21 protein-coding genes are annotated in these 20,434 nt (G+C 27.2%); 6 read left to right on the top strand and 15 right to left on the bottom strand.

The window, feature by feature from the left end:
• Position 1 precedes the first annotated feature (1 nt).
• The 7 genes from purF to rpsF all read right to left on the bottom strand — a co-directional run bounded on the left by purF (position 2) and on the right by rpsF (position 6,987).
• Complete coding sequence (gene purF, locus AC5SLO_RS04325) at positions 2 to 1,483, bottom strand: amidophosphoribosyltransferase (protein ID WP_494572758.1); 1,482 nt, start codon at positions 1,481 to 1,483, stop codon at positions 2 to 4.
• Entirely contained in the window at positions 1,437 to 1,982 is a 546-nt protein-coding gene (locus AC5SLO_RS04320) for a CvpA family protein (protein WP_494572757.1), read from the bottom strand. Before AC5SLO_RS04320 ends, purF begins: the two co-directional genes overlap by 47 nt.
• Positions 1,983 to 1,989: 7 nt before the next feature.
• Positions 1,990 to 4,374, bottom strand: a complete 2,385-nt coding sequence (locus tag AC5SLO_RS04315) for an efflux RND transporter permease subunit (RefSeq protein ID WP_494572756.1) — start codon at positions 4,372 to 4,374, stop codon at positions 1,990 to 1,992.
• Between the two features lie 21 nt (positions 4,375 to 4,395).
• Entirely contained in the window at positions 4,396 to 5,814 is a 1,419-nt protein-coding gene (locus tag AC5SLO_RS04310; RefSeq protein ID WP_494572755.1) for a replicative DNA helicase, read from the bottom strand.
• Positions 5,815 to 5,881: 67 nt separating this feature from the next.
• Positions 5,882 to 6,340: a 50S ribosomal protein L9 gene (gene rplI, locus AC5SLO_RS04305; RefSeq protein ID WP_494572754.1), complete on the bottom strand. Its 459-nt coding sequence runs from the start codon at positions 6,338 to 6,340 to the stop codon at positions 5,882 to 5,884.
• Positions 6,341 to 6,619 (bottom strand): 30S ribosomal protein S18, encoded by a 279-nt coding sequence (gene rpsR, locus AC5SLO_RS04300; RefSeq protein ID WP_494572753.1) that lies wholly within the window; start codon positions 6,617 to 6,619, stop codon positions 6,341 to 6,343. It abuts the gene before it with no gap.
• A 2-nt stretch (positions 6,620 to 6,621) separates the two neighbouring features.
• A complete protein-coding gene (gene rpsF / locus AC5SLO_RS04295) occupies positions 6,622 to 6,987 on the bottom strand; it encodes a 30S ribosomal protein S6 (protein ID WP_494572752.1) in 366 nt (121 codons plus the stop codon).
• An 86-nt stretch (positions 6,988 to 7,073) separates the two neighbouring features.
• Between rpsF and fabD the strand changes: the two genes are divergently transcribed.
• From fabD to gmk, 4 genes are read left to right on the top strand one after another with little or no spacing between them, the layout of a single operon-like run.
• Entirely contained in the window at positions 7,074 to 8,006 is a 933-nt protein-coding gene (gene fabD, locus AC5SLO_RS04290; RefSeq protein ID WP_494572751.1) for an ACP S-malonyltransferase, read from the top strand.
• Positions 7,999 to 8,736 carry a 3-oxoacyl-[acyl-carrier-protein] reductase gene (fabG, locus tag AC5SLO_RS04285; protein ID WP_494572750.1) on the top strand — a complete coding sequence of 246 codons (738 nt, stop codon included), beginning with the start codon at positions 7,999 to 8,001 and terminating at the stop codon, positions 8,734 to 8,736. Before fabD ends, fabG begins: the two co-directional genes overlap by 8 nt.
• Positions 8,737 to 8,784: 48 nt before the next feature.
• Positions 8,785 to 9,024: an acyl carrier protein gene (locus AC5SLO_RS04280; RefSeq protein WP_415284196.1), complete on the top strand. Its 240-nt coding sequence runs from the start codon at positions 8,785 to 8,787 to the stop codon at positions 9,022 to 9,024.
• 8 nt (positions 9,025 to 9,032) lie between these two features.
• On the top strand, positions 9,033 to 9,665 hold the full coding sequence (gmk, locus tag AC5SLO_RS04275) for a guanylate kinase (protein WP_494572749.1): 633 nt from the start codon (positions 9,033 to 9,035) through the stop codon (positions 9,663 to 9,665).
• Here gmk and rsmA read toward each other — a convergent pair.
• From rsmA to AC5SLO_RS04245, 6 genes are read right to left on the bottom strand one after another with little or no spacing between them, the layout of a single operon-like run.
• Positions 9,654 to 10,442 (bottom strand): 16S rRNA (adenine(1518)-N(6)/adenine(1519)-N(6))-dimethyltransferase RsmA, encoded by a 789-nt coding sequence (gene rsmA / locus AC5SLO_RS04270; protein ID WP_494572748.1) that lies wholly within the window; start codon positions 10,440 to 10,442, stop codon positions 9,654 to 9,656. The genes gmk and rsmA overlap by 12 nt on opposite strands.
• Positions 10,443 to 11,408 (bottom strand): 4-hydroxythreonine-4-phosphate dehydrogenase PdxA, encoded by a 966-nt coding sequence (locus tag AC5SLO_RS04265; protein ID WP_494572747.1) that lies wholly within the window; start codon positions 11,406 to 11,408, stop codon positions 10,443 to 10,445.
• The gene (locus tag AC5SLO_RS04260; protein ID WP_494572746.1) at positions 11,398 to 12,288 is read right to left on the bottom strand and encodes a peptidylprolyl isomerase; all 891 of its coding nucleotides are present in this window, start codon (positions 12,286 to 12,288) and stop codon (positions 11,398 to 11,400) included. The genes AC5SLO_RS04265 and AC5SLO_RS04260 overlap by 11 nt, the downstream gene beginning before the upstream one ends.
• Positions 12,289 to 12,339: 51 nt before the next feature.
• Positions 12,340 to 14,730: an LPS-assembly protein LptD gene (locus AC5SLO_RS04255; RefSeq protein ID WP_494572745.1), complete on the bottom strand. Its 2,391-nt coding sequence runs from the start codon at positions 14,728 to 14,730 to the stop codon at positions 12,340 to 12,342.
• Positions 14,720 to 15,799 carry an LptF/LptG family permease gene (locus AC5SLO_RS04250; protein ID WP_494572744.1) on the bottom strand — a complete coding sequence of 360 codons (1,080 nt, stop codon included), beginning with the start codon at positions 15,797 to 15,799 and terminating at the stop codon, positions 14,720 to 14,722. Before AC5SLO_RS04250 ends, AC5SLO_RS04255 begins: the two co-directional genes overlap by 11 nt.
• Entirely contained in the window at positions 15,799 to 16,929 is a 1,131-nt protein-coding gene (locus tag AC5SLO_RS04245; RefSeq protein WP_494572743.1) for an LptF/LptG family permease, read from the bottom strand. Before AC5SLO_RS04245 ends, AC5SLO_RS04250 begins: the two co-directional genes overlap by 1 nt.
• Before the next feature lie 62 nt (positions 16,930 to 16,991).
• Between AC5SLO_RS04245 and AC5SLO_RS04240 the strand changes: the two genes are divergently transcribed.
• Together AC5SLO_RS04240 and ndk are read left to right on the top strand one after the other, a co-directional pair.
• Positions 16,992 to 18,449 carry a leucyl aminopeptidase gene (locus AC5SLO_RS04240; RefSeq protein ID WP_494572742.1) on the top strand — a complete coding sequence of 486 codons (1,458 nt, stop codon included), beginning with the start codon at positions 16,992 to 16,994 and terminating at the stop codon, positions 18,447 to 18,449.
• Positions 18,442 to 18,852: a nucleoside-diphosphate kinase gene (ndk, locus tag AC5SLO_RS04235; RefSeq protein WP_494572741.1), complete on the top strand. Its 411-nt coding sequence runs from the start codon at positions 18,442 to 18,444 to the stop codon at positions 18,850 to 18,852. Before AC5SLO_RS04240 ends, ndk begins: the two co-directional genes overlap by 8 nt.
• Here the strand turns inward: ndk and purN are convergent.
• Together purN and purM are read right to left on the bottom strand one after the other, a co-directional pair.
• Positions 18,849 to 19,427: a phosphoribosylglycinamide formyltransferase gene (purN, locus tag AC5SLO_RS04230; RefSeq protein WP_494572740.1), complete on the bottom strand. Its 579-nt coding sequence runs from the start codon at positions 19,425 to 19,427 to the stop codon at positions 18,849 to 18,851. The two genes, ndk and purN, sit on opposite strands and share 4 nt — an antisense overlap.
• Entirely contained in the window at positions 19,405 to 20,433 is a 1,029-nt protein-coding gene (purM, locus tag AC5SLO_RS04225) for a phosphoribosylformylglycinamidine cyclo-ligase (RefSeq protein ID WP_494572739.1), read from the bottom strand. Before purM ends, purN begins: the two co-directional genes overlap by 23 nt.
• Position 20,434: the final 1 nt, after the last annotated feature.

The following is a 20,434-nucleotide window of genomic DNA, read 5'->3' as shown; positions in this document are numbered from 1 at the left end:
TTTAATTATTTGATGCTGTGCTTAAAAGAGATAGTTGTGTAATTTTATCATCACCTAAGATATCAATTGGTTTAACAGGATATTCACCTGTAAAATAATGATCTGTAAGTTGTGGATAAATTTTGTCTCTTTTTTCAAATCCCATTGCTCTATACAAACCTTCAATTGATAAAAAGTCTAAAGATTTAGCACCAATGAATTCACAAATTTCATCATTGGTTTTATTAGCCGCTAATAATTCTTTTTTAGTTGGGGTATCGACCCCATAAAAATCAGGATATTTAATTTCTGGGCAAGCAATTTTTACATGAACTTCTTTAGCTCCTGCATCATATAACATCTTAACAATTTTGTGAGAGGTCGTTCCTCTTACTAACGAGTCGTCTATTAAAATAATTCTTTTGTCTTTAATCGTAGATTGATTAGCATTTAATTTTAATTTAACCCCAAGACTTCTAATTTTTTGACTAGGTTCAATAAAAGTTCTACCAACATAATGATTTCTAATTAAGCCTAATTCAAAATTTATCCCTAAATGTTGAGCAAACCCAAGAGCTGCTGAATTTCCAGAATCTGGAACAGGCACCACTATATCTGCTTCAATTTTATTTTCTTTTGCAAGTTCAATACCAAACTTTTTTCTATACTCATAAGCCGATTTACCATTTAGTAAACTATCTGGCCTTGCAAAATAAATATATTCAAAAACACAAGGGCGAACTTTTCTAGGAGGAAAAGGCTTAATACTTTTTAATTCGTTTTCTTCAACATAAACCACTTCACCATTTTCAACATCTCTAATATATTTTGCGCCTATAATATCTAGCGCACAAGTTTCAGATGCAAATACAAAACTATTCTTAATTTTACCAATCACTAATGGTCTTATTCCATGAGGATCCCTAACACCAATTAAAATATTTTGGGTAAGCATAACTAAAGCATAACCACCTTGAATTTGAAAAATTGCGTCAATAATTTTATCAATAGTTTTATTGCGCTTTGATTTTGCAATGAGTTGAACAATAGTTTCAGTATCAGATGTCGTATGGAAAATTGCACCATCTTCAACCAATTTATTTCTTAGGGTAATGGAGTTGGTTAAATTTCCATTATGCGCAACACCTATGCCTCCTGCATTAGTGTCAGCAAAGAAAGGCTGAATATTTCTTAAAGTGTTTTCACCAGTTGTACTGTATCGATTATGACCAATAGCATAGTTACCCGGTAGACTATTTAATACTTTTTCTTTATTGAAATTATCACCCACCAAACCAAATCTTTTTTCAGAATGATATTTTTTGCCATCAAAAGTTACAATTCCACAACCTTCTTGACCTCTGTGCTGTAGAGCATGTAAGCCTAAGGCAGTAAGTGCAGCGGAATCTTCACTATTGCTAACACCAAAAACTCCACACTCTTCTTTTAATTTTGGATTATATATCTTCAATTTTTTCTTTAGAATTTTGGTAACTTTTTTCATTTGGAAATTCTTTTACTAGATAATTACTACCTTTTTCAATGTATGGAAAGGTGTATGATTTATCGATGTTAATTGGCCATTTGTTATAATTATAAACAATATCTATCGCTGTGAATAAGCAAACACAGATTATATAGCTTCTAATAAAACCAAAAAATAAACCAAAAATAGAATCGAGTCTTCCTAGTCCAACAAACTTAATAGATTTACTGATTGCTCTATTGGCAATTAAGATAATAAATATAACCAAAACAAAAATAACAACTCCAAGGGCTACATCAAGCACATACTCACTATCAATTATGTTTTTAAAATAGGGTTTAATTCTTGGAAATAAGATTAAAGTGACCACATAAGCCAATAACCATTTTGAAGCTGACAACAAACTTAAAACAAAACCCTTACCGTAACATTTGATGACAGACATTATTGTTATAATCAAATAGATGAGATCAATTAAAGAGATTGCTTCATAAAAATCTTTTAAAAAATCCACCATAACTGTTTTATTTTCCGAAAGGTTTACTAATTAGCAGAAGAGAAGGAAGTAGGGTTAAAACAGAAATCATTGCTAGCAACATGGCTATGCCAGTGAATACACCAAAATAAATTGTAGGTATAAATTTAGAGAAAACTAAAATTGAAAAACCAAATACTATTGTAATTGAAGTATTGAGTATTGCAACGCCGACAGTTGAGTGACAAGTTTTAAGTGTTTTATTGTAATCGTTAGTTTTAGTAAACTCTTCCTTAAATCTGTAGATATAATGAATACTATTATCGACTGCAATGCCTATGGTAATGGCTGCGATAGTGATAGTCATCATATCAAGAGGTATTCCAAGCAACCCTATAATTCCTAAGATAAAAAAAGCTGCAATAAAGTTTGGCACAACTCCAATTAAAGATAATTTAACATTTTTAAACAAGATTAAAAACATTATAAAAATTCCAGTCATTACCAATCCCAGAGTTAGTATTTGAGATTTAAATAAACTTTGTAATAAATTGTTAAATAAAATTAACACACCACCTAGTTTAAATTCCTCTTTACTTAATTTTAATTCATTTTCTAAATCATAATTAATTTTATTTATTAAATCATTTCGTCTTAATCCTTCTTGAGAGTCGATAATTCTTAAGCTTATTCTTGCTTCATTATCTTTAATTGAAATATATGGATCTATAATCTCTTTTTTAATACCTTCTGGGATCTTAGAATATAAAACACCCATCTCTAAAGTTCCTAATGGTTTATTATTATTAAGCTGGGTTGCAACTTCGATAATGGAACTAAAAGACAAAACCTTACCGATTGCGGGTAAATTATCTAAATAATTATGAACAGACTGAATTTTATCGATTTTATCTTTAGTAAACCAATATTTTTCATCATCTTGACTTTCTTCATCGTCCCAACTTTCAAATTCATCATCCTCACTTGAATTTTCTTCTAGTGGTTTAGGAAATTTTAAGATTACCTCCAAGGGTGTGGTGCCACCTAATTTTTCATCAATTAGTTTCATGCCCTTATAAATTTCAGTGTTCTTATTAAAATAATTTATAAAACTATTTTCAACCTCAAGACGGCTTATACCAAGGACACTTGCAATTAAAATAAAACCAGTAATTACAAAAATAATACTTTTATTATTAATAGATATTTTTCCAAGAAAGGCAGTAATTTTTGAACCTTCATCTTCTTTAATACTAATATTATTATCAGACATGAAGTTAAGAAGTGTTGGCAGCAACGTAAAGGTTATAATAAATGAAGTGATCAAACCAAAGGTCATCATCCATCCAAAATCTATAATAGGTTTTATGCCACTAAATATTAATGAAAGGAAAGCACATATTGTAGTTAATACGGTATAGATAATTGGCCAAAACATTTTGCCAGTGGTCATTGAGATAATCTTAAAATTATCTAAATTTGGAAAATCATTCTTTAGCTGTAGAAAACGAGTACTCATATGAATATTCATTGCCATAGTTAAGATCAACATCAGTGCAATAAAGTTTGATGATATAACAGTTACTTTCCAACCAAGTAGACCGAGCAATCCAGTCATAATTAATACAGAAAAGAAACAGCTACTAATTGGAACAATGATCCAAATTAATTTTCTAAAAACAAACCAGAGTGTTGCGATGATAAACAATAGAACTCCTAGGCCAAATACAATAATATCACTTTTGATAAATGACATCATGTCATCGGCAATCATAGGGATACCACCTAAGTAGATCTTACCTATATCTTCATAGCTTTTGATAATCTCTCTTATTTCAGTAATGTTTTCATGATTTTTCTTCTTTAAAGTATCTTTATAAATTTCTATTTCTTCATCAGTTTTATTTTCTAAATCTTTTAAATCATTCTTTTTAATATAAACAATTATTCCACTAGTATTACCATCTTCACTGATAACAAAATTTCTAAAGACAGGGCTGTTTAATATTTCTTTAAATCCCCGCTCAGTATCAACACCCTCATCTTTTAGGGTTGTAAAACTTTCTAATCTTTCTTGTAGAGGTGCTTCTGAATTATTTAATAAAGGAATATCTAGTAAGGTTACTACACTATGTACCCAGTCTAGGCTTTGAATTTTATATTTAAGACTTAAAAGATTATTAATTGAAGACTCTGCAACCATTCCTTCATTAGGAGAGTAGGTTAGAACTAAAAATTCTTTAGAGCCATATCGTTCAGTAATTTCTTGTAAATATTTAAGATCAGGATCTCCTTCAATTAAAAGGGTTTCAGATGAAGCATCTAATCTAAAATCTTTTGAAAAATAACCAAAACTTAGCAACGTTATTATAAGCAATACAAAAATTGATTTTGGATTCTTTAATATAGTGTTTTGGTATAAATGAGATAGCATTTAAGACTAATATATTTGATATTAGTTACTTTGAGTATCTTTAAATTTAGTAAACATTGCCTCAAATTCTACCATGATATTACCTGTGGGCCCGTGTCTTTGTTTTCCAATAATAAGTTCAGCTAAATTTGATACTTCATTCATTTTAGCTTGCCATTCTGCATGCTCAACGGTTGCTGGTCTTGGCTCTTTTCTTTCTAGATAATAAGCTTCTCTATAGACAAACATTACGACATCTGCATCTTGTTCAATTGATCCTGATTCTCTTAAATCTGACAATTGAGGTTTGTGATCGTCTCTTTGTTCAACAGCTCTTGAAAGCTGTGATAGGGCAATAACTGGAAGTTTAAGTTCTTTTGCCATTGCCTTAAGCCCTTGGGTAATTTCAGAAATCTCTTGAACTCTACCGTCTCTATTTCCAGAAGATCCTCTCATTAACTGTATGTAATCGACTACAATTAAATCTAGACCAAATAATCTTTTAATTCGTCTTGCTCTATTACTCATTGCAGCAATACTAATTGCTGGAGTTTCATCTATATAAAGAGGTAACTCAGCTATGTTTTTTGATGTTTCAATAAATTTATCAAACTGTTCATCTGATATTCTTCCACGTCTTATATCATTTGATTTGATTCTTGATTGCTCTGCTAGAATTCTAGTTGATAATTGTTCTGAAGACATCTCTAGAGAAAAAAATGCTACTGATGATTTTTTTCCAGCTTCTTGCAATTTTTGAGCAGCATTGAAAGCTATATTGGTTGCAAGTGCAGTTTTACCCATTGAAGGTCTTCCAGCAATAATAATTAAATCAGAATTATGTAATCCACCCAATCTATCATCTAAATCTCGAAGACCTGTTGGCACTCCAACAATTCCTTCATCATTTTTATAAGCAGCAGAGGCCATTTCAATGGTTTGTTTCATTGCTTCATCAAATTTAATTAAAGATGAGTTGAACGAACCTTTTTCAGCTAAATCAAACAATAATCTTTCTGAGTTTTCAATTATGTTTTGACCATTAGTATTAAGGTCATTTATTTTTGCAGCATCAATTGTATTTTCAGAAATTTTAATTAATTCACGCCTGACGAACATGTCATAAATAATTCTTGAATACTCAATCGCTTGTCTTGATGATGTTGAAAATTTTGTAACTTTAACTAAGTATTCAGGTACATTAATTTCATCTTTTTCATTTTCAAAATAATTCTTTAAGGTGATAGGGTTTGCGAGCATCCCTTTGTAAATAAGGCTTTCGATTGCAGAAAATATTTTATGATGCATTGGATCATAAAAATTAATACTTGAAACTACTGTATTAATTTCATCAAATATTTCATTCGACACCAAAATAGATCCGATAACTGATTGCTCAGCTTCGATGTTGTTTGGTAGCTCTTTGAAGGTATCTTTGACGATGCTTAGATTATTTTCCATGGATAAATCTTATCTGAAAAACGATTTTAACAAATAACAAATATATGCTGGGGAAAAAATTGTATAATTACTGAATATTTTCTGCTGTAACTACATTAATTGTAATTTCAGAATCCACTTGTGAGTGCAAAATAATTTTCACCTTAAATTTACCAAGTGATTTAATTTCAGTTACGGGTTGTATCATTGATGGTTTAATATCTAATTTGTCGCTCTCTAATAATATTTTAGAAATTTCAGTTGGTTTAACTGAACCATAAAGCTCTTTGTTTTCTGTACTCAATTTCTTAATTTCATACTCTTTACCATTTATTTGTTCTGAAATTTTTTGAGCTTCTTTCTTTTTCTCAGTATCTTTTTTACCTAGCTCAGTTTTAATTTTTTCAACTTCAGCAATGTTTTCTTTTGAAGCGTATAAAGCTTTTTTATTTGAGATAAGAAAATTTCTAGCAAAACCTCTTTTAACATCTATGATTTCACCAATAGATCCAATTCTTCTAAGATTTTCTAAAAGAATAACTTTCATCTAAATTAACGCTAAATTTCTAGCTCTCTTGATAGACAGTGAAAGCTCTCTCTGTTTTTTTTGAGAAACGTTGGTAATTCTTGATGGTAAAATTTTGCCATTTTCAGACATGTATTTTTTTAATAACCTTATGTTCTTATAATCAACCACTGGAGCACCTTTTACCGATAGTGGGCAAGATTTTTTAAATTTATATTTGTTTGGCTGAAAAATACTTAGTTTTGCAAAGTTACTTTGACTTCCTTTTTTTTTATTTCCAGCTCTTTTTTTTGATGGCATAATTAGTTCTTATTAAAATCTTTTTTGTATTCTTTTTTTTCGTATTCATCTTTTTTTGAGAAATATTTAGCTTCTAAGTCAAATTTTTTAACTTTAACTGTCATATATCTTAAAAGGTTTTTATCAATTGCTTCATTCTTCTCTAATTCTTCTATAATTTTACCAGCACCTTTAATTTTAAAGTGCATGTAGATACCTTTTTTATTTTTTTTGATCTCATATGCTAGGTTTAGCAATCCCCAATCTTCAGTTTGTACAATCTCACCCTCATTTTTTTCAATTATTTTAGAGTATTTCTCAGTTAATGACTTAACTTGAGCAGGGCTAGTGTCTTGTCTTGCTACTATAGTGTGTTCGTATAAATTCATATTTGTTCTTTAATAAAAAGTGAGGATATACTATTATAATTATTGAATTACAACACTTAAAACCATAATAAACTTTAGATATTTAAATGTTTTCTGTTATATTTCCAGGCCAAGGCTCTCAATTAGTAGGAATGGGCAAAGACTTACATAATAAGCATAGTCTAGTTCAAGATTTATTTAAAGAAGCAGATGACACCCTTGGATTTTCCATATCAAAACTTGTTTTAGAGGGTCCAAAGGAAGATTTGGATCTAACAGAGAATACTCAACCAGCAATATTTCTTGTTAGCTATTCTATATTTAAACTTATTAAGGAAGAATTTAAAATAGACTTAAATAAAGCAAGTTTTTTTGCAGGACATTCATTAGGAGAGTATTCAGCCTTAACTTCTGCTGGATCATTATCATTTTCAGACACATTAAGAATATTAAAGATCAGAGGAAATGCTATGCAAGGCTCTGTACCAAAAGGTGTGGGCGGAATGGTTGCAGTTTTAGGCTCTGAAATTGAGACAATAGAAAAAATTATTACAGATAACAAAGATAAGTATGAGTGTTACATAGCAAATGACAATTCTATGGGGCAGATAGTACTAAGTGGTAAGATAGATGATTTAGAAAAAATAATGGGTGATTTAAAAGCTGCAAATATAAAAAATATAAAACTTCCAGTTAGTGCCCCATTTCATTGTAAATTAATGAGCAAAGCAACTTTGGTAATGAATGAGGAAATAGCAAAATTGAATTTTAAAGAACCAGAAAATAAACTGATTTCAAATGTAACTGGTAAAGAAATTTCAGATTCTATTGAATTAAAAGATTTATTGGTAAAACAAATTGAAAGTAGAGTTAGATGGCGTGAAAGTGTTTTATTGATGATTGAAAAAGGAGTTACTCAATTTATAGAGATAGGCCCAGGTAAAGTTTTGTCAGGTTTAGTAAAAAGAATTGATAAAAATGTTAAAGTTAGTGCAATAAATAGTGAAGAAGATATAAAGTTAATAAATATAAATGAGTAGTTTAAAAGATAAAAATTTTATAGTCACAGGTGCCTCAGGTGGAATAGGAAATTCCATTGCTGAAAAACTACATGAACAAGGTGCAAATGTTTTAGCAACAGGAACAAGAATTGAAAAATTAGAAGAACTTGCAAAAAAATTTAATGGCATTAAAACTCTCAAGTTTGATATTTCTCAACACGAAAAAATTGAAGAATTTATTAATGAAGCTACTGAAAAATTAGGTGGTTCACTTGATGGTATTATAAATAATGCTGGAATTACAAAAGATAATTTAACAATAAGAATGAGCTTGGAAGAGTGGACAAAAGTAATAGATATAAATTTAACTTCTACTTTTTTAATGTGCAAATATTCTATTAAAAAAATGCTTAAGAATAAGTCTGGAAAAATTGTTAACATAACATCTGTTGTGGGTCACACAGGAAACGTAGGTCAGGCTAATTACACAGCATCTAAAGCAGGAATTGTTGCAATGTCTAAAAGCTTAGCAATTGAGTATGCTAAAAAAAATATTAATATTAATTGTATCTCTCCTGGCTTTATAAGCACTGCCATGACAGATCAGATAGATGAGAAACATAAAGAAGCAATTATTGCTAAAATTCCATCAAATAAACTAGGTAAGCCCGAAGATATTGCTAATGCTGTAATATTCTTAAGTTCAGATCAATCTGACTATATTAATGGAGAAACTATACATGTAAACGGGGGCATGTATTTGGGTTGACAAAATCCCTTTTTAAACTATTAACGAAATATAACAAAAAGGATCAATATGTCAGAAGATATTTCAAGCAAAGTTAAAAAAATTGTGGCAGACCATTTAGGAATAGATGAAGCAAAAGTTCAAGACGACTCCAGCTTTATCGATGACCTTGGAGCTGATAGCTTAGATACAGTTGAATTAGTTATGGCTTTCGAAGAAGAATTTGGTTCAGAAATTTCAGATAGTGAAGCTGAAAAAATTCTAACTGTTGGTGATGCTGTTAAATTTATTGAAGGCAAAGCTAACTAAAAATTTAAATGTCCAAAAAAAAAGATGGGATAATGGTGATTTTATCATCCCCATCTGGGGCAGGCAAAACCACATTAGTAAAACTTCTCTCTCAAAATAAAAACTTTCATATATCGGTATCTCATACCACTAGAAAACCAAGAACTAATGAAATTGCAGATAAAGATTATTATTTCGTTAATTATGAAAAGTTTGAAACCTTAATTAAAAATGAAGAATTCTTAGAATACGCAAAAGTATTCAATCACCTTTACGGGACCACAAGAACACCTGTAATTGAAAAGTTAGAAAAAAGTGAAAATGTAATATTTGATATTGATTGGCAGGGTGCTGATCAAATTAAGAATAAAAAGCTAAACTATAAATTAATTACCTTCTTTATTTTACCTCCTAGCAAGGAGGTTTTATTTGAAAGACTATCTAATAGGCACACCCAAGATAAATTAATTGTAGAAGAAAGAATGAAGGAGTTTACTAGAGACGTTTTACATTGGATTAATTATGATTATGTGATCATCAATGATAATCTTGAAGAATGTTATTCAAAAATCAGTAATTTAATTGACGCTGAAATTAACAATGGCTCAAAAGATTACGATAAAGAGTACATTAGAAAACACGTAGAAAAATTAACATTTTAGATCCTCATATTCTTTTGTCAGCTTAAAGTAGATTTCAGGCTCAAGGTTTTGAGGTCTTAGATTAAGATCAATATTGAATTTACTAGCAACTTCCTTAGCATTATTAAATATTTGGTTAAAAGGTTTTTTTAACATTTTTCTTCTTTGACTAAAAAAAACTCTAGTAATCATTTCAAGATTTTTAGCATCTTTTAATTCAAAAGAATTTTCTTTGGGAGTAAACAATAAAAGAGAGCTATCTATTTTTGGACGAGGAGAAAAACTTTGAGGTTTTATATCTATTATTTTTTTAACATTTAGTTTCCAATTAGTTAGAATCGAAAGACGTCCATATTTTGAATTATTAGACCCAGCAACAATTCTATCAGCTACTTCTTTTTGAAACATAAGCACCAAGCTTTCAAACCAAAACTCTTTATGAATATTTACTATCCACTTAGAAAGTATCTCTGTAGAAATGTTGTAAGGCAGATTACCAAATACTACTAATTTTTGTTCTGAAATTTCATTTTCTGAAACTTTTAGAACATCTTCATTAATAATTTCTATCTGATTATTAAACTTTTCTTTTAAAACCAAAGAGAGCTTGTCATCTTTTTCTACAACAAAAACTTTCTTAGGATTATTTTTTAAAATATAACTTGTTAAATTTCCACTTCCAGGTCCTATCTCTAAAATTTCTTTATTAGCGATTTCGACTGTAGAGACAATTTTTTCAAGCACCTCTCTATCTATTAGAAAATTTTGACCAAGACTTTTTTTAGCTCTAATATGCACTTAATTATCTAAGAATTTTAATGCTTCAATTAAACTTTGAGGGTTAGATTTGTTTTTGCCTAACATTGAAGTGTTTGGTCCATGATCTGGAGACACTCGAATAAATGGCAAACCTAAGGAAATATTAATTGCATCAAAATTAAATAAAGTTTTCATAGGAGTAAGTACTTGATCATGGTACATCCCAATAATTACATCGTACTTTTTTATATAGTCTTTAATAAATATAGTGTCAGCAGGATAGGGTCCATCAACATTAAATTTTCTTTGTTTTAGTATCTTAATAGCAGGGATTATGATCTTATCTTCTTCAGAATTATTAAAATTACTTTCACAATGAGGGTTTAAACCAGTAATTGCTATTTTTGGTTTTTTATTAAAGTTAGTTTTATAAAAATCATTAATAAGTTTTACATGAATTTGTAATTTCTTTTTTGAGATTTTTCGGGGAACATCTTTTAGTGCAAGATGAGTGGTTAGCGGACTCACAGATAGGTTCTTATTATGTATAAGCATTGCTACCTTATGATCTTTATTAGTTTTTTTGGCTAAATATTCTGTGATACCAAGAGTTTTACCTTTTAAAAAATGTTTTTTTGAAATTGGTCCATTAATAAATTTTGTAAGTTTATTTCTTTTTAAAATCTCTAAGGCAATATCAAAACAATTCTTTATATAATCATTTGATTTATTTGAAATTTTTTCAAAACATCTTTTAAAATTATAATTAACATCAACTAGGTTTATTTGTTTGTTGTTTAAAGTATCTAACTTAGTAATATCTTTATCAACGGTATTAATCTTAAAATTAAATCTTAATTTTTTCATTTGTTCTTGAAGTAGTTTTTTTGAACAAACAATTATTAGTGGACTTTTATATTTTTTAAATTTTAGACTTTTGAAAAAAATTTCTAAAAAAATACTATTGGGTTCTCCAGCTACAATTATTATAGGCTTACAACTCATCAATAGTATTATTTATCTTAATTTTTTTGTAAAATATTTTTGAAAATTGATCTAATTGTTTACTAGTCTCAAATTGTAGCATTTTATTTAATTCTTCTTCTTCATTAATCTTAACTTTTTCATACTTAATTTCCTCAATTTTTAAAATCAAAAATAAGCCACCGGTTTGAATGGGGCCTGTGTATTGACCTGCCTCAAGTGTTTGTAATTCTTCTATAATTTTTTTTGATAATTTTTGTTCTTCAACCCATCCTATTTTACCACCAAATTTTGCACTATCTGAAACACTATATAGATTTGCAGTATTGTTAAAACCTACTTCGTTAATACTCTGAGTTATGTCTTTAAGTTTTTTATCAAAATCTGTACTGATTTCATTTTCAAACAAAATTTCCGAAAGAGAGTATACTTTTAGATCTAAATTATTATATGTTTCTTGTAATTTTTTTTTTAATTCATTTTTATCGATATTAATTAGTGAAATATACTGGTCATATACTAATTGATTCCATAAAACTTCAATTTGAATCTTATCTTTAATATAATTTAACGATACATTGTTTTTTTTTAAATACTGCTCAAATTCATTCTTATTATTAATATTTAAGGTTTTATAAAAATTCTCTAAATAAATATCGACATTAAGTTCTAATGTCTCAAAGTTAAAATATTTTTCTAGTTCTATTTTTTTAATCTTTTCTCTTAAAGCAGACTCTTTTGATACCTCTAGCATTCTAGCTTCATCAAGCTCTTTCAATCGGTTATTTAATGAAATTAGATACCGCTGTTCTTTTTCTACATCTTTATTTGTAATAATTTGATTATTAACTTTGTAGACAATATATACACTTTCATCAGAAAATAATTTTGTGTTAAGCATTATTAGAGACAAAATAATTAGAATATAAATAAACTTTATTTTATTCATTTTTTATTTATTAAGATTGGGTGATTTTGTTTGACCAAAAGGAATTATAGTTAAGCTTAAATAAATGCTTTCATTTGGTTTTAAATCTCTATCAGTATAATAATCTTTATTATATTTTATCGATGCAACCAGACAATCATTTCTATATTGATACATTAGATTATAAAATTCAGTTGCGTTAGTTTCCTTATTTTCCCTTGCTTCAAATGAAAAGCTATTTGATTGATCAAAATTATAGGTAGTTTTGTTTGAAAGATAACTTTCCTTATTCAGACTATTATTTTGATTAAGGTATTCAATGGTAGTAACAAAGTTATTAACTTTAAATTCATTTTTTAATAATTGATAATTTGTATCTTTTAAATTTTCATCTTGTGAAAATTCATACTCAATATCGTAAAAATTATTTGGGTTGTAATTTAAATATCCCATTATATCAGAGGTTTTATTTCCAAGTGAACTGTTGATAGGTAAATTTTTATCTTCTTCATATTTAAAAACATTAGCAATTTTACCAGTAAAAACATCTCTACCAGTTAAATCAGTTTTATTGTATTCAGTTCCAAAACTTAATGAGCCACCTCCTTCTACAGAGTCATTTGACCCGAGTCGATTTAGACTAAACACATTATTAACATTAACTCTTCTATCATCATCCCTGGCTTTTTTTGAATTATTGGGACTATACCTTGCTGATATAATTGGTTTAATTATATTTACGTAGCTGTCTGTTTTTTTTTCTAATGGAAAAGATGAACTATATTCAATTAGAGAAGCTATTTTTGTATCTAATTTTTCTTTATAGTTTTTTGAATTTTCACTATCAGTATTTATATTTTTAAACAGTAAATTAAAATTATTTTTTAAACCTTTGTCAGTAAATTTTGGATAAGATCTATATAAAAAGTCATTTATAACAACTTTTTCAAAAACATTTGTGTCATAATTTTTGAAATGGCCATTCGAGCTAAGACTCAAACTGCCAGAAGTTAATAAATCAGTATATAAATCTTTTTTAAGATTATATGAAGGATAAACATATTCATATTTATCTGAATCTGGAATATCACTTAATTTTTCATACATTATGAATTCTGTCTCTAGGCTTAAATCTTCTTTTAAAGCATTAAAACTTAATGTGGAAGTTAATGTTCCAGTATCATTATTTATTAGAGGAGACTGTAATTTATATTGCTTTAAATAAGTGTCACTGGAAGAATACTGCAAATCAAGAGACATTTTAGCATCATCAAAATAGTTTGTATTAAGTTCCTTTTGGCTATTTGAAAAAAAATGATTTTTGGATGAATGATTTTTTTCATTCAATAAACTAAAGTCTACTATATGTTTTGATTTTTCATTAACAGACCTGTATTCAGATTGCGCTAGAATTTTATTTTTTGAATAAAGTCTAGGACTTAAAGTTAAATCTTTGTTAGTAGAAATTACGTGAAAATAAGGCAATGTAAAAGCTGAACCAGCTGAATTAGAGCTTGCAAAAGTGGGCATTAAAAAACCAGATTGTCTTTTTACAGTCGGATCAGGGTGAAAAAATTTTGGAAAATAAAAAACAGGTTTATCATAAATTTTTAACCAAGCGTTTTCATAATTAATAGTTTTTTTTTTCTTATCGTGGGTAATTTTTTTTGCTAAAAATTCCCAAGGAGGACAGTCGTCGTTTCTTTTACAAGTTGTAAAAACACCTTTTTCTATTATAGTTTTGTCTTTGTCACTACTAATAGTTTTACCAGACATTCTTGGCTCATTATTTTCGGCCAAGCTATTAAAATCAATTAATATATCTTTACCAATTAATCTATTTGTTATTGGGTTTAAAAAAGCATTTTCAATATGATAAACATTATTTTGTATATCTGTAATTTTTGATTTAAATATTTTTATTAAATTATCATCAAATGTATAAATGAATTGCTCAGTAATAAAATTATTACCAGGCTTATCAGACAAAGAAGATTTAGTATTTGATATGATGGTTCTTTTATTTTTGTTATAAATAGCTTCTTCAGATTTAAATTTAATGTTATTTAATAAATCATTAATCTCAACATTTCCCAATGCTTTAATGGTAGAGACTTTTTGATCATAAATTAATTTGTCAGCAATAAGTTCTATATTTTTTTCAAATAAAATAGTTCTTGCATTGTTAGCAATCAATATAGAATTATTTTTATCAAATTTAAAACTTTCACCATCAATCTTTATATTGTCAACCTCAGAGTAAGCAGAGCCTGATCCAGTATTAGTTATATTGCCATTGTCAGTAATCAGTATTTCTGATGTACTAAAAGAAATTTCATTAGCGTTAATTTTATTGTGAAAAAATAGAATAACAAAAAGAAATAAACAAATTATATAACTTAAATTATTTTTCATTTAACCTAACTATTCCAATTGATATAATCAGTATGAATATCATAAACGGAAGATATATTGAAAATAAAATTGGTATTTTTCCATTTTCACCCATTAAAGAAAATACAAACGTTAAGTAATAGATAATTACGGATGATAATATTCCAATAAGTAGGTGAAAAATCTTAGAAGTATTGCGTTTATTATTAAACATTAGAATTGCAGCCAAAACCGTCATAATAGATAAGAATAATGGAAAAGAATAAAGCTTGTTTAAATGAATAACAACTTCTCGAGTTGAATTTCCTAATGAAGCATAGTCATTTTTTAATTTGATTAGTTGAAAATAATCTAATGATGACAAATTTCTAAATAAACTATTAATTTTTTCAATATTAAAATGTGTTTCTATTAAGTATTCCTTATCTGATTTAACTGAACTGTTGTTATTAAAAATTAATGGTTCAGCTACAATCCATTCATGTTTAGAAATATCAACTTTTTTAGATTGAATTAAATTTATTAATTGAAAATTATTATCAAACTCATGAATTGAAACATTGGTTAAAAAATTTTTATCAATTTTTTCTGAATTAATAATCAATATTTTATTATCTATTTCATCTTTAATCCATAAACCACTTTCTTTAATAACTGCTAAATATTTATTATCATTCGAATAAGAGTTTTTTAAGTCAAAGTAAATAAATCTTAATTTAGATGAGAAGGTATAAAATAAAGTCACTAATATAAATCCACAAATAAATGAGGTTAAAAATAAGGTACGTAAAATTCTAAGATTACTTAATCCATTAACCTTTAAAAGCTCTAGCTCATTTTTATCAATTATATCTAGAAAAAAAAATTGAGTACTAATTAAAAAAATGAAAGGTAAAATTTCAAAAATAGTTGCAGGTGAATTTAATACACTAAGCATTACTGTAAAAAAAGGACTAATTTCTAAATCCTTAAAAAAATTTATCTCTTCAAGTAAATTAAGTATAAAAATTAATGCAAAAAAAATTAAAAAAATATTTAAAATTTTTTTTAAAAAAAGTGTAACAAGATAAAATTCAAAAGTTTTAATCATTAAAAATTTGTTTTTGATTTGATAAATGAAAAAATATATAAGCTTAAAATTGAAAATAATGGAAAAGTTATAAAAAAATAAAATCCGATAATATTATTTGAGGCATATCTTAATGAAAGTTCAGATAAGATAATGACAACAATACCAAAAAAAAATATTATATATTTATATAAACTAAATTTTTTGTTTTCTTTTGAGTTAAAAAATAACAAACAAGCAATCATTGAAAGTAATAGCAAATATACAGGCTTGTAAAATCTTTTAAAAACTTCTTCTTTCACATTCTTAATTGTTCTTTTGTCACAACTAAAGATTTCACTCTTTAAATCTTTAGCTTTGCCTTTGGCATTATAAGTCAAACATTTTATTAAAAGTTTACTATTTAATTCTTGTATTTTTGGAAATGTTGTACTTTTAGAAGTATATTCACTTAAATCAAAATTAATTTTATCAAATGAAAAATTATTAGTTTTATTGCTATTTACATTAACTATATCTCCATTAAACAACTCTAGATATTTTTTCTCATTTGAATTTTTTAAATAACCTTTCTTTGCATAAATAACTCTAGAAGAAGTATCTAAACCCTTATTCGTTTCTTTCAAATAAATATTATTATAAGTTCCACTTGGTTTTTCAGACTCAATAAAAATAGTTAAGTTTTCAACCACATCAATAAATTTACCTTCTTGAAATAATGATGGAAAAAAATCTACATTAGAATTCCTAATGAAATTTCTAGCTTTATCCTGACCTTTTGGTGAAATATATGAGCCCATGATTATTTGAAAAATCATAAAAAATAACGAGAAGCTTAAAATTACTTTAATGAATTGTAATTTACTTACACCAGCAGTCCAATAAACAATCAATTCATTCTTTAATTCATACCTATTAATTTGGTAAAAAAGCGAGACAAAAAATATGAAAGGTAAAATTCTATGAATAACTTTAGGAAAATTGAAGAAGGTATAAGAAAAATATACAAAAAAACCATGACCATCTTCTGTGATAAAGTCTAGATAGTTAACTGCTTGAATGACCCACACAATCAAACCAAGAGTTAAAGTCATTAATATAAAAAAAAAGAAGGTATCCTTTAAAAAATGAGCAAATAATAATTTTTTCATTGTAATATAATAAATTTATTCATATATAGCACTCATCTATCTCAGATTGTATTTAAAAATTTATGTCTATTGCAATTAATTACTCTACTAAATTTGTAAATAAAACATCTTCAAATCTTGTTTTATTTGTGGATGAAAAATTTAATATTATTCAACTTAAAAAGAATATTTCAATTTGTGATTATTCTTACATATCTGATCTATTAAAAAATAGTGATTTAAAAAAAGATATTCTTGTATTTAATATTAATTCAAAAAAAACAATATATTTGGTGTCTGTCAAGAAAGATTTGAAAACATCTGATATAGAAAGCTTAGGTGCTAAATTTCATAGTCATATTAATTATGATAAAAGTGATAATTATTTTATAAATGTAGATACTATCAATAGTAAAACTGAAAATCTCGCAGCTTACTTCCTGCACGGATTAAAATTAAAATCATATGAGTTTAATTTTTACAAATCCAAAAAGAATAGAAAATCAATTTCTATTAATGTGATTGACAATAAAAAAAAGATTTCTTCACAACAACAAAAACGCTTTAAAGCTCTAGAAGAAGGAACTTTTTTTGCAAGAGATCTTGTCTCAGAACCTGGAAATATTTTGCACCCTGATGAGTATGCAAAAAGAATAAGTAGACTTAAAAAGGATGGTTTAAAAATAAATATTTATGACGAAACAAAATTAAAGAAATTAGGTATGAATGCACTACTTGGTGTTGGACAAGGCAGCATTAGAGGATCCTATTTAGTAACAATGGAATGGAATGGTTTAAAAGATAACTCTAAACCGGTGGCATTTGTTGGTAAAGGGGTTTGTTTTGATACTGGGGGTATTTCTTTAAAACCTGCAAAATTTATGGAGGACATGACTTATGATATGGCTGGTTCAGCTACAGTTGTGGGTTTAATGAAAAATTTAGCTTTAAGAAAAGCAAAAGTTAATGCTGTTGGTGTTGTAGGACTTGTTGAAAATATGCCTGGTGGAAACGCTCAAAGACCAGGGGATATAGTCAAATCTTATAGTGGTAAAACAATTGAAATATTAAATACAGATGCTGAAGGAAGATTAGTTTTAGCTGATGCTCTAACTTTTACAGAAAAAAAATTTAAACCAAAATTTATGATTGATTTAGCAACCTTAACAGGTGCTATAATAGTTTCTTTAGGATCTGAATTTGCAGGGCTATTTTCAAATGATGATAAATTATCAAAACAGTTATTAGAAGCTGGTGAAAAAGTTGATGAAAAATTATGGAGAATGCCTCTTCATAAAAATTTTGATAAATTAATTGATTCAAAAAATGCAGATATGCAAAATATTAACTATGTTGGTGGTGCTGGATCAACAACAGCTGCACAATTTTTACAAAGATTTATTTTAAACAAAACACCCTGGGCTCATTTAGATATAGCAGGTATGGCTTTTTCAAAATATGGTGGTGCTTTAAATTCAGGTGGAGCAACAGGATATGGGGTAAGATTATTAAACCAACTAATAGAGGATCATTATGAGTAGTTTAGAGCAAACATTATCAATAATTAAACCAGATGCCGTAGAAAGAAATTTAGAGACAGAAATTAAGGAGATGTTTCAACATAAAGGTTTTAAAATTGTAAAAGACAAAAAAATTCAAATAACAAAAAGTGAAGCAGAGCAGTTTTATAAAGTTCATGAAACAAAGCCATTTTACAATGATTTATGCACATATCTTTCATCTGGTCCAATAGTTGTTATGGTTCTTGAAAAAGAAAATGCAGTATTAGGTAATAGAGAGTTAATGGGAGCCACAAACCCAAAAGATGCTGAAGAGGGCACCATTAGAAAAAAATATGGAATTTCAATTGATAAAAATTCTGTACATGGTTCAGACAGTGTTGAAAATGCAAAAATAGAAATTAATTTCTTTTTCAAAGACTAATTAAAAATTTTTAAAATTGCTTTAGGATAAAGTTTGTGTTCTTGCTTAAGAACTTTTTTAGCAAGAGACTTTGGTGTATCTTTTTTTAAAATTTTAATTTTTTTTTGCATTATAATTTTTCCAGAGTCCAGTTTTTCTGTAACATAATGTACACTACAGCCTGTAAATTTATCTTTATTTTGAATTGCTCTACTATGAGTATTTAAACCTTTATATCTAGGGAGTAGAGAAGGGTGAATATTAATTATTTTGCCATTAAATTGTTTAATAAATTTACTAGATAGAATTTTCATAAATCCAGCTAAACAAATAAATTGTATTTTATTTTGTTTTAATAAATTTAATAATTTTTTTTCAGCTATTTTGATATTTTTGAAATTCAATATTTTCTTTTTGATTTTATATTGATTACCATATCTCAAACCTTTTGCTTTAATTATATTTGAAATTATCAAATCTATAGAAATTGGACTTTTTTTAGTTTTTGAAAAATTAATTAAGTTTTTAAGATTGCTACCAGTCCCTGAAATAAAAACCGCAGTTTTTATTTTATTAAGACCAATCAATTTTGCCATTAAGTTTAACTTTATTTTTCCCTGAAGTTATTTTGCCAATAACGTAAGGTTTAAATTCTTTGCTAAAAAACTTATTAATTTTTTTTAAGTTTTGTGGTTTTATTATTAAACAAAAACCAACACCACAATTAAATGTCTTTAACATCTCTTTATCATTAATATTATTTTGTTTTAGCCATTTAAAAATTTTTTTAGTTTTTACTTTATCCAAATCAATATCAGCAGAAAAACCATCTGGTATAACTCTTTTAATATTATCCTCAAGGCCACCTCCAGTAATATTGGCACATGAATTTAAGAGTTTACTTTTAATCAAATTTAAAATCTCATTAACATAAATTTTGGTTGGTTTGATAAGTTCTTTTTTTAAAAATTTATTATTTTTAAAATTTATATTATTTTTTTTTAAGACATATCGTACTAATGAATATCCATTTGAATGTATACCATTTGAGGGGACTGCTAAAATTAAATCATCTTTTTTAATGTTTCTTTTATCTAAAACTTTATTGCCATCAACTATGCCCACTGCAAATCCAGCAATATCAAATTTACCTTTTGCATAAGTACCTGGCATTTCAGCAGTTTCTCCCCCAACAAGTTCACAATTTGAAATCTTACATCCTTTTACAATGCCCTTAAGGATTGATTTCAATTTCTTTAAATCAATTTTATTAATAGAGATATAATCTAGAAATAATAAAGGTTTTGCTCCTTGAACGATTAAGTCATTTACGCTCATTGCAACTAAATCAATACCAATTGTATCAAATTTATTGAGTGTATTAGCTATTTCAACTTTCGTACCCACACCATCAGTGCAGGCTACAATTTTTGGTTTTTTTATATCTTTTGGAATGCTAGATATTGATCCAAAACCACCAATATTTTGAAACTTTTTTTTGCCTTTATTCTTTGTTGAAATTGAAGATATAAATTTAACAAAGTTATCTGCAGCATTTATGTTCACTCCACTTTTTTCATAGGTAAATTTTTCTTTTTTCATT

The organism is Candidatus Pelagibacter sp. PS_44 (assembly GCF_059417735.1).
Note: the sequence above shows the minus strand (reverse complement) of the source record. Positions and strands in the feature narration are given on the sequence as shown.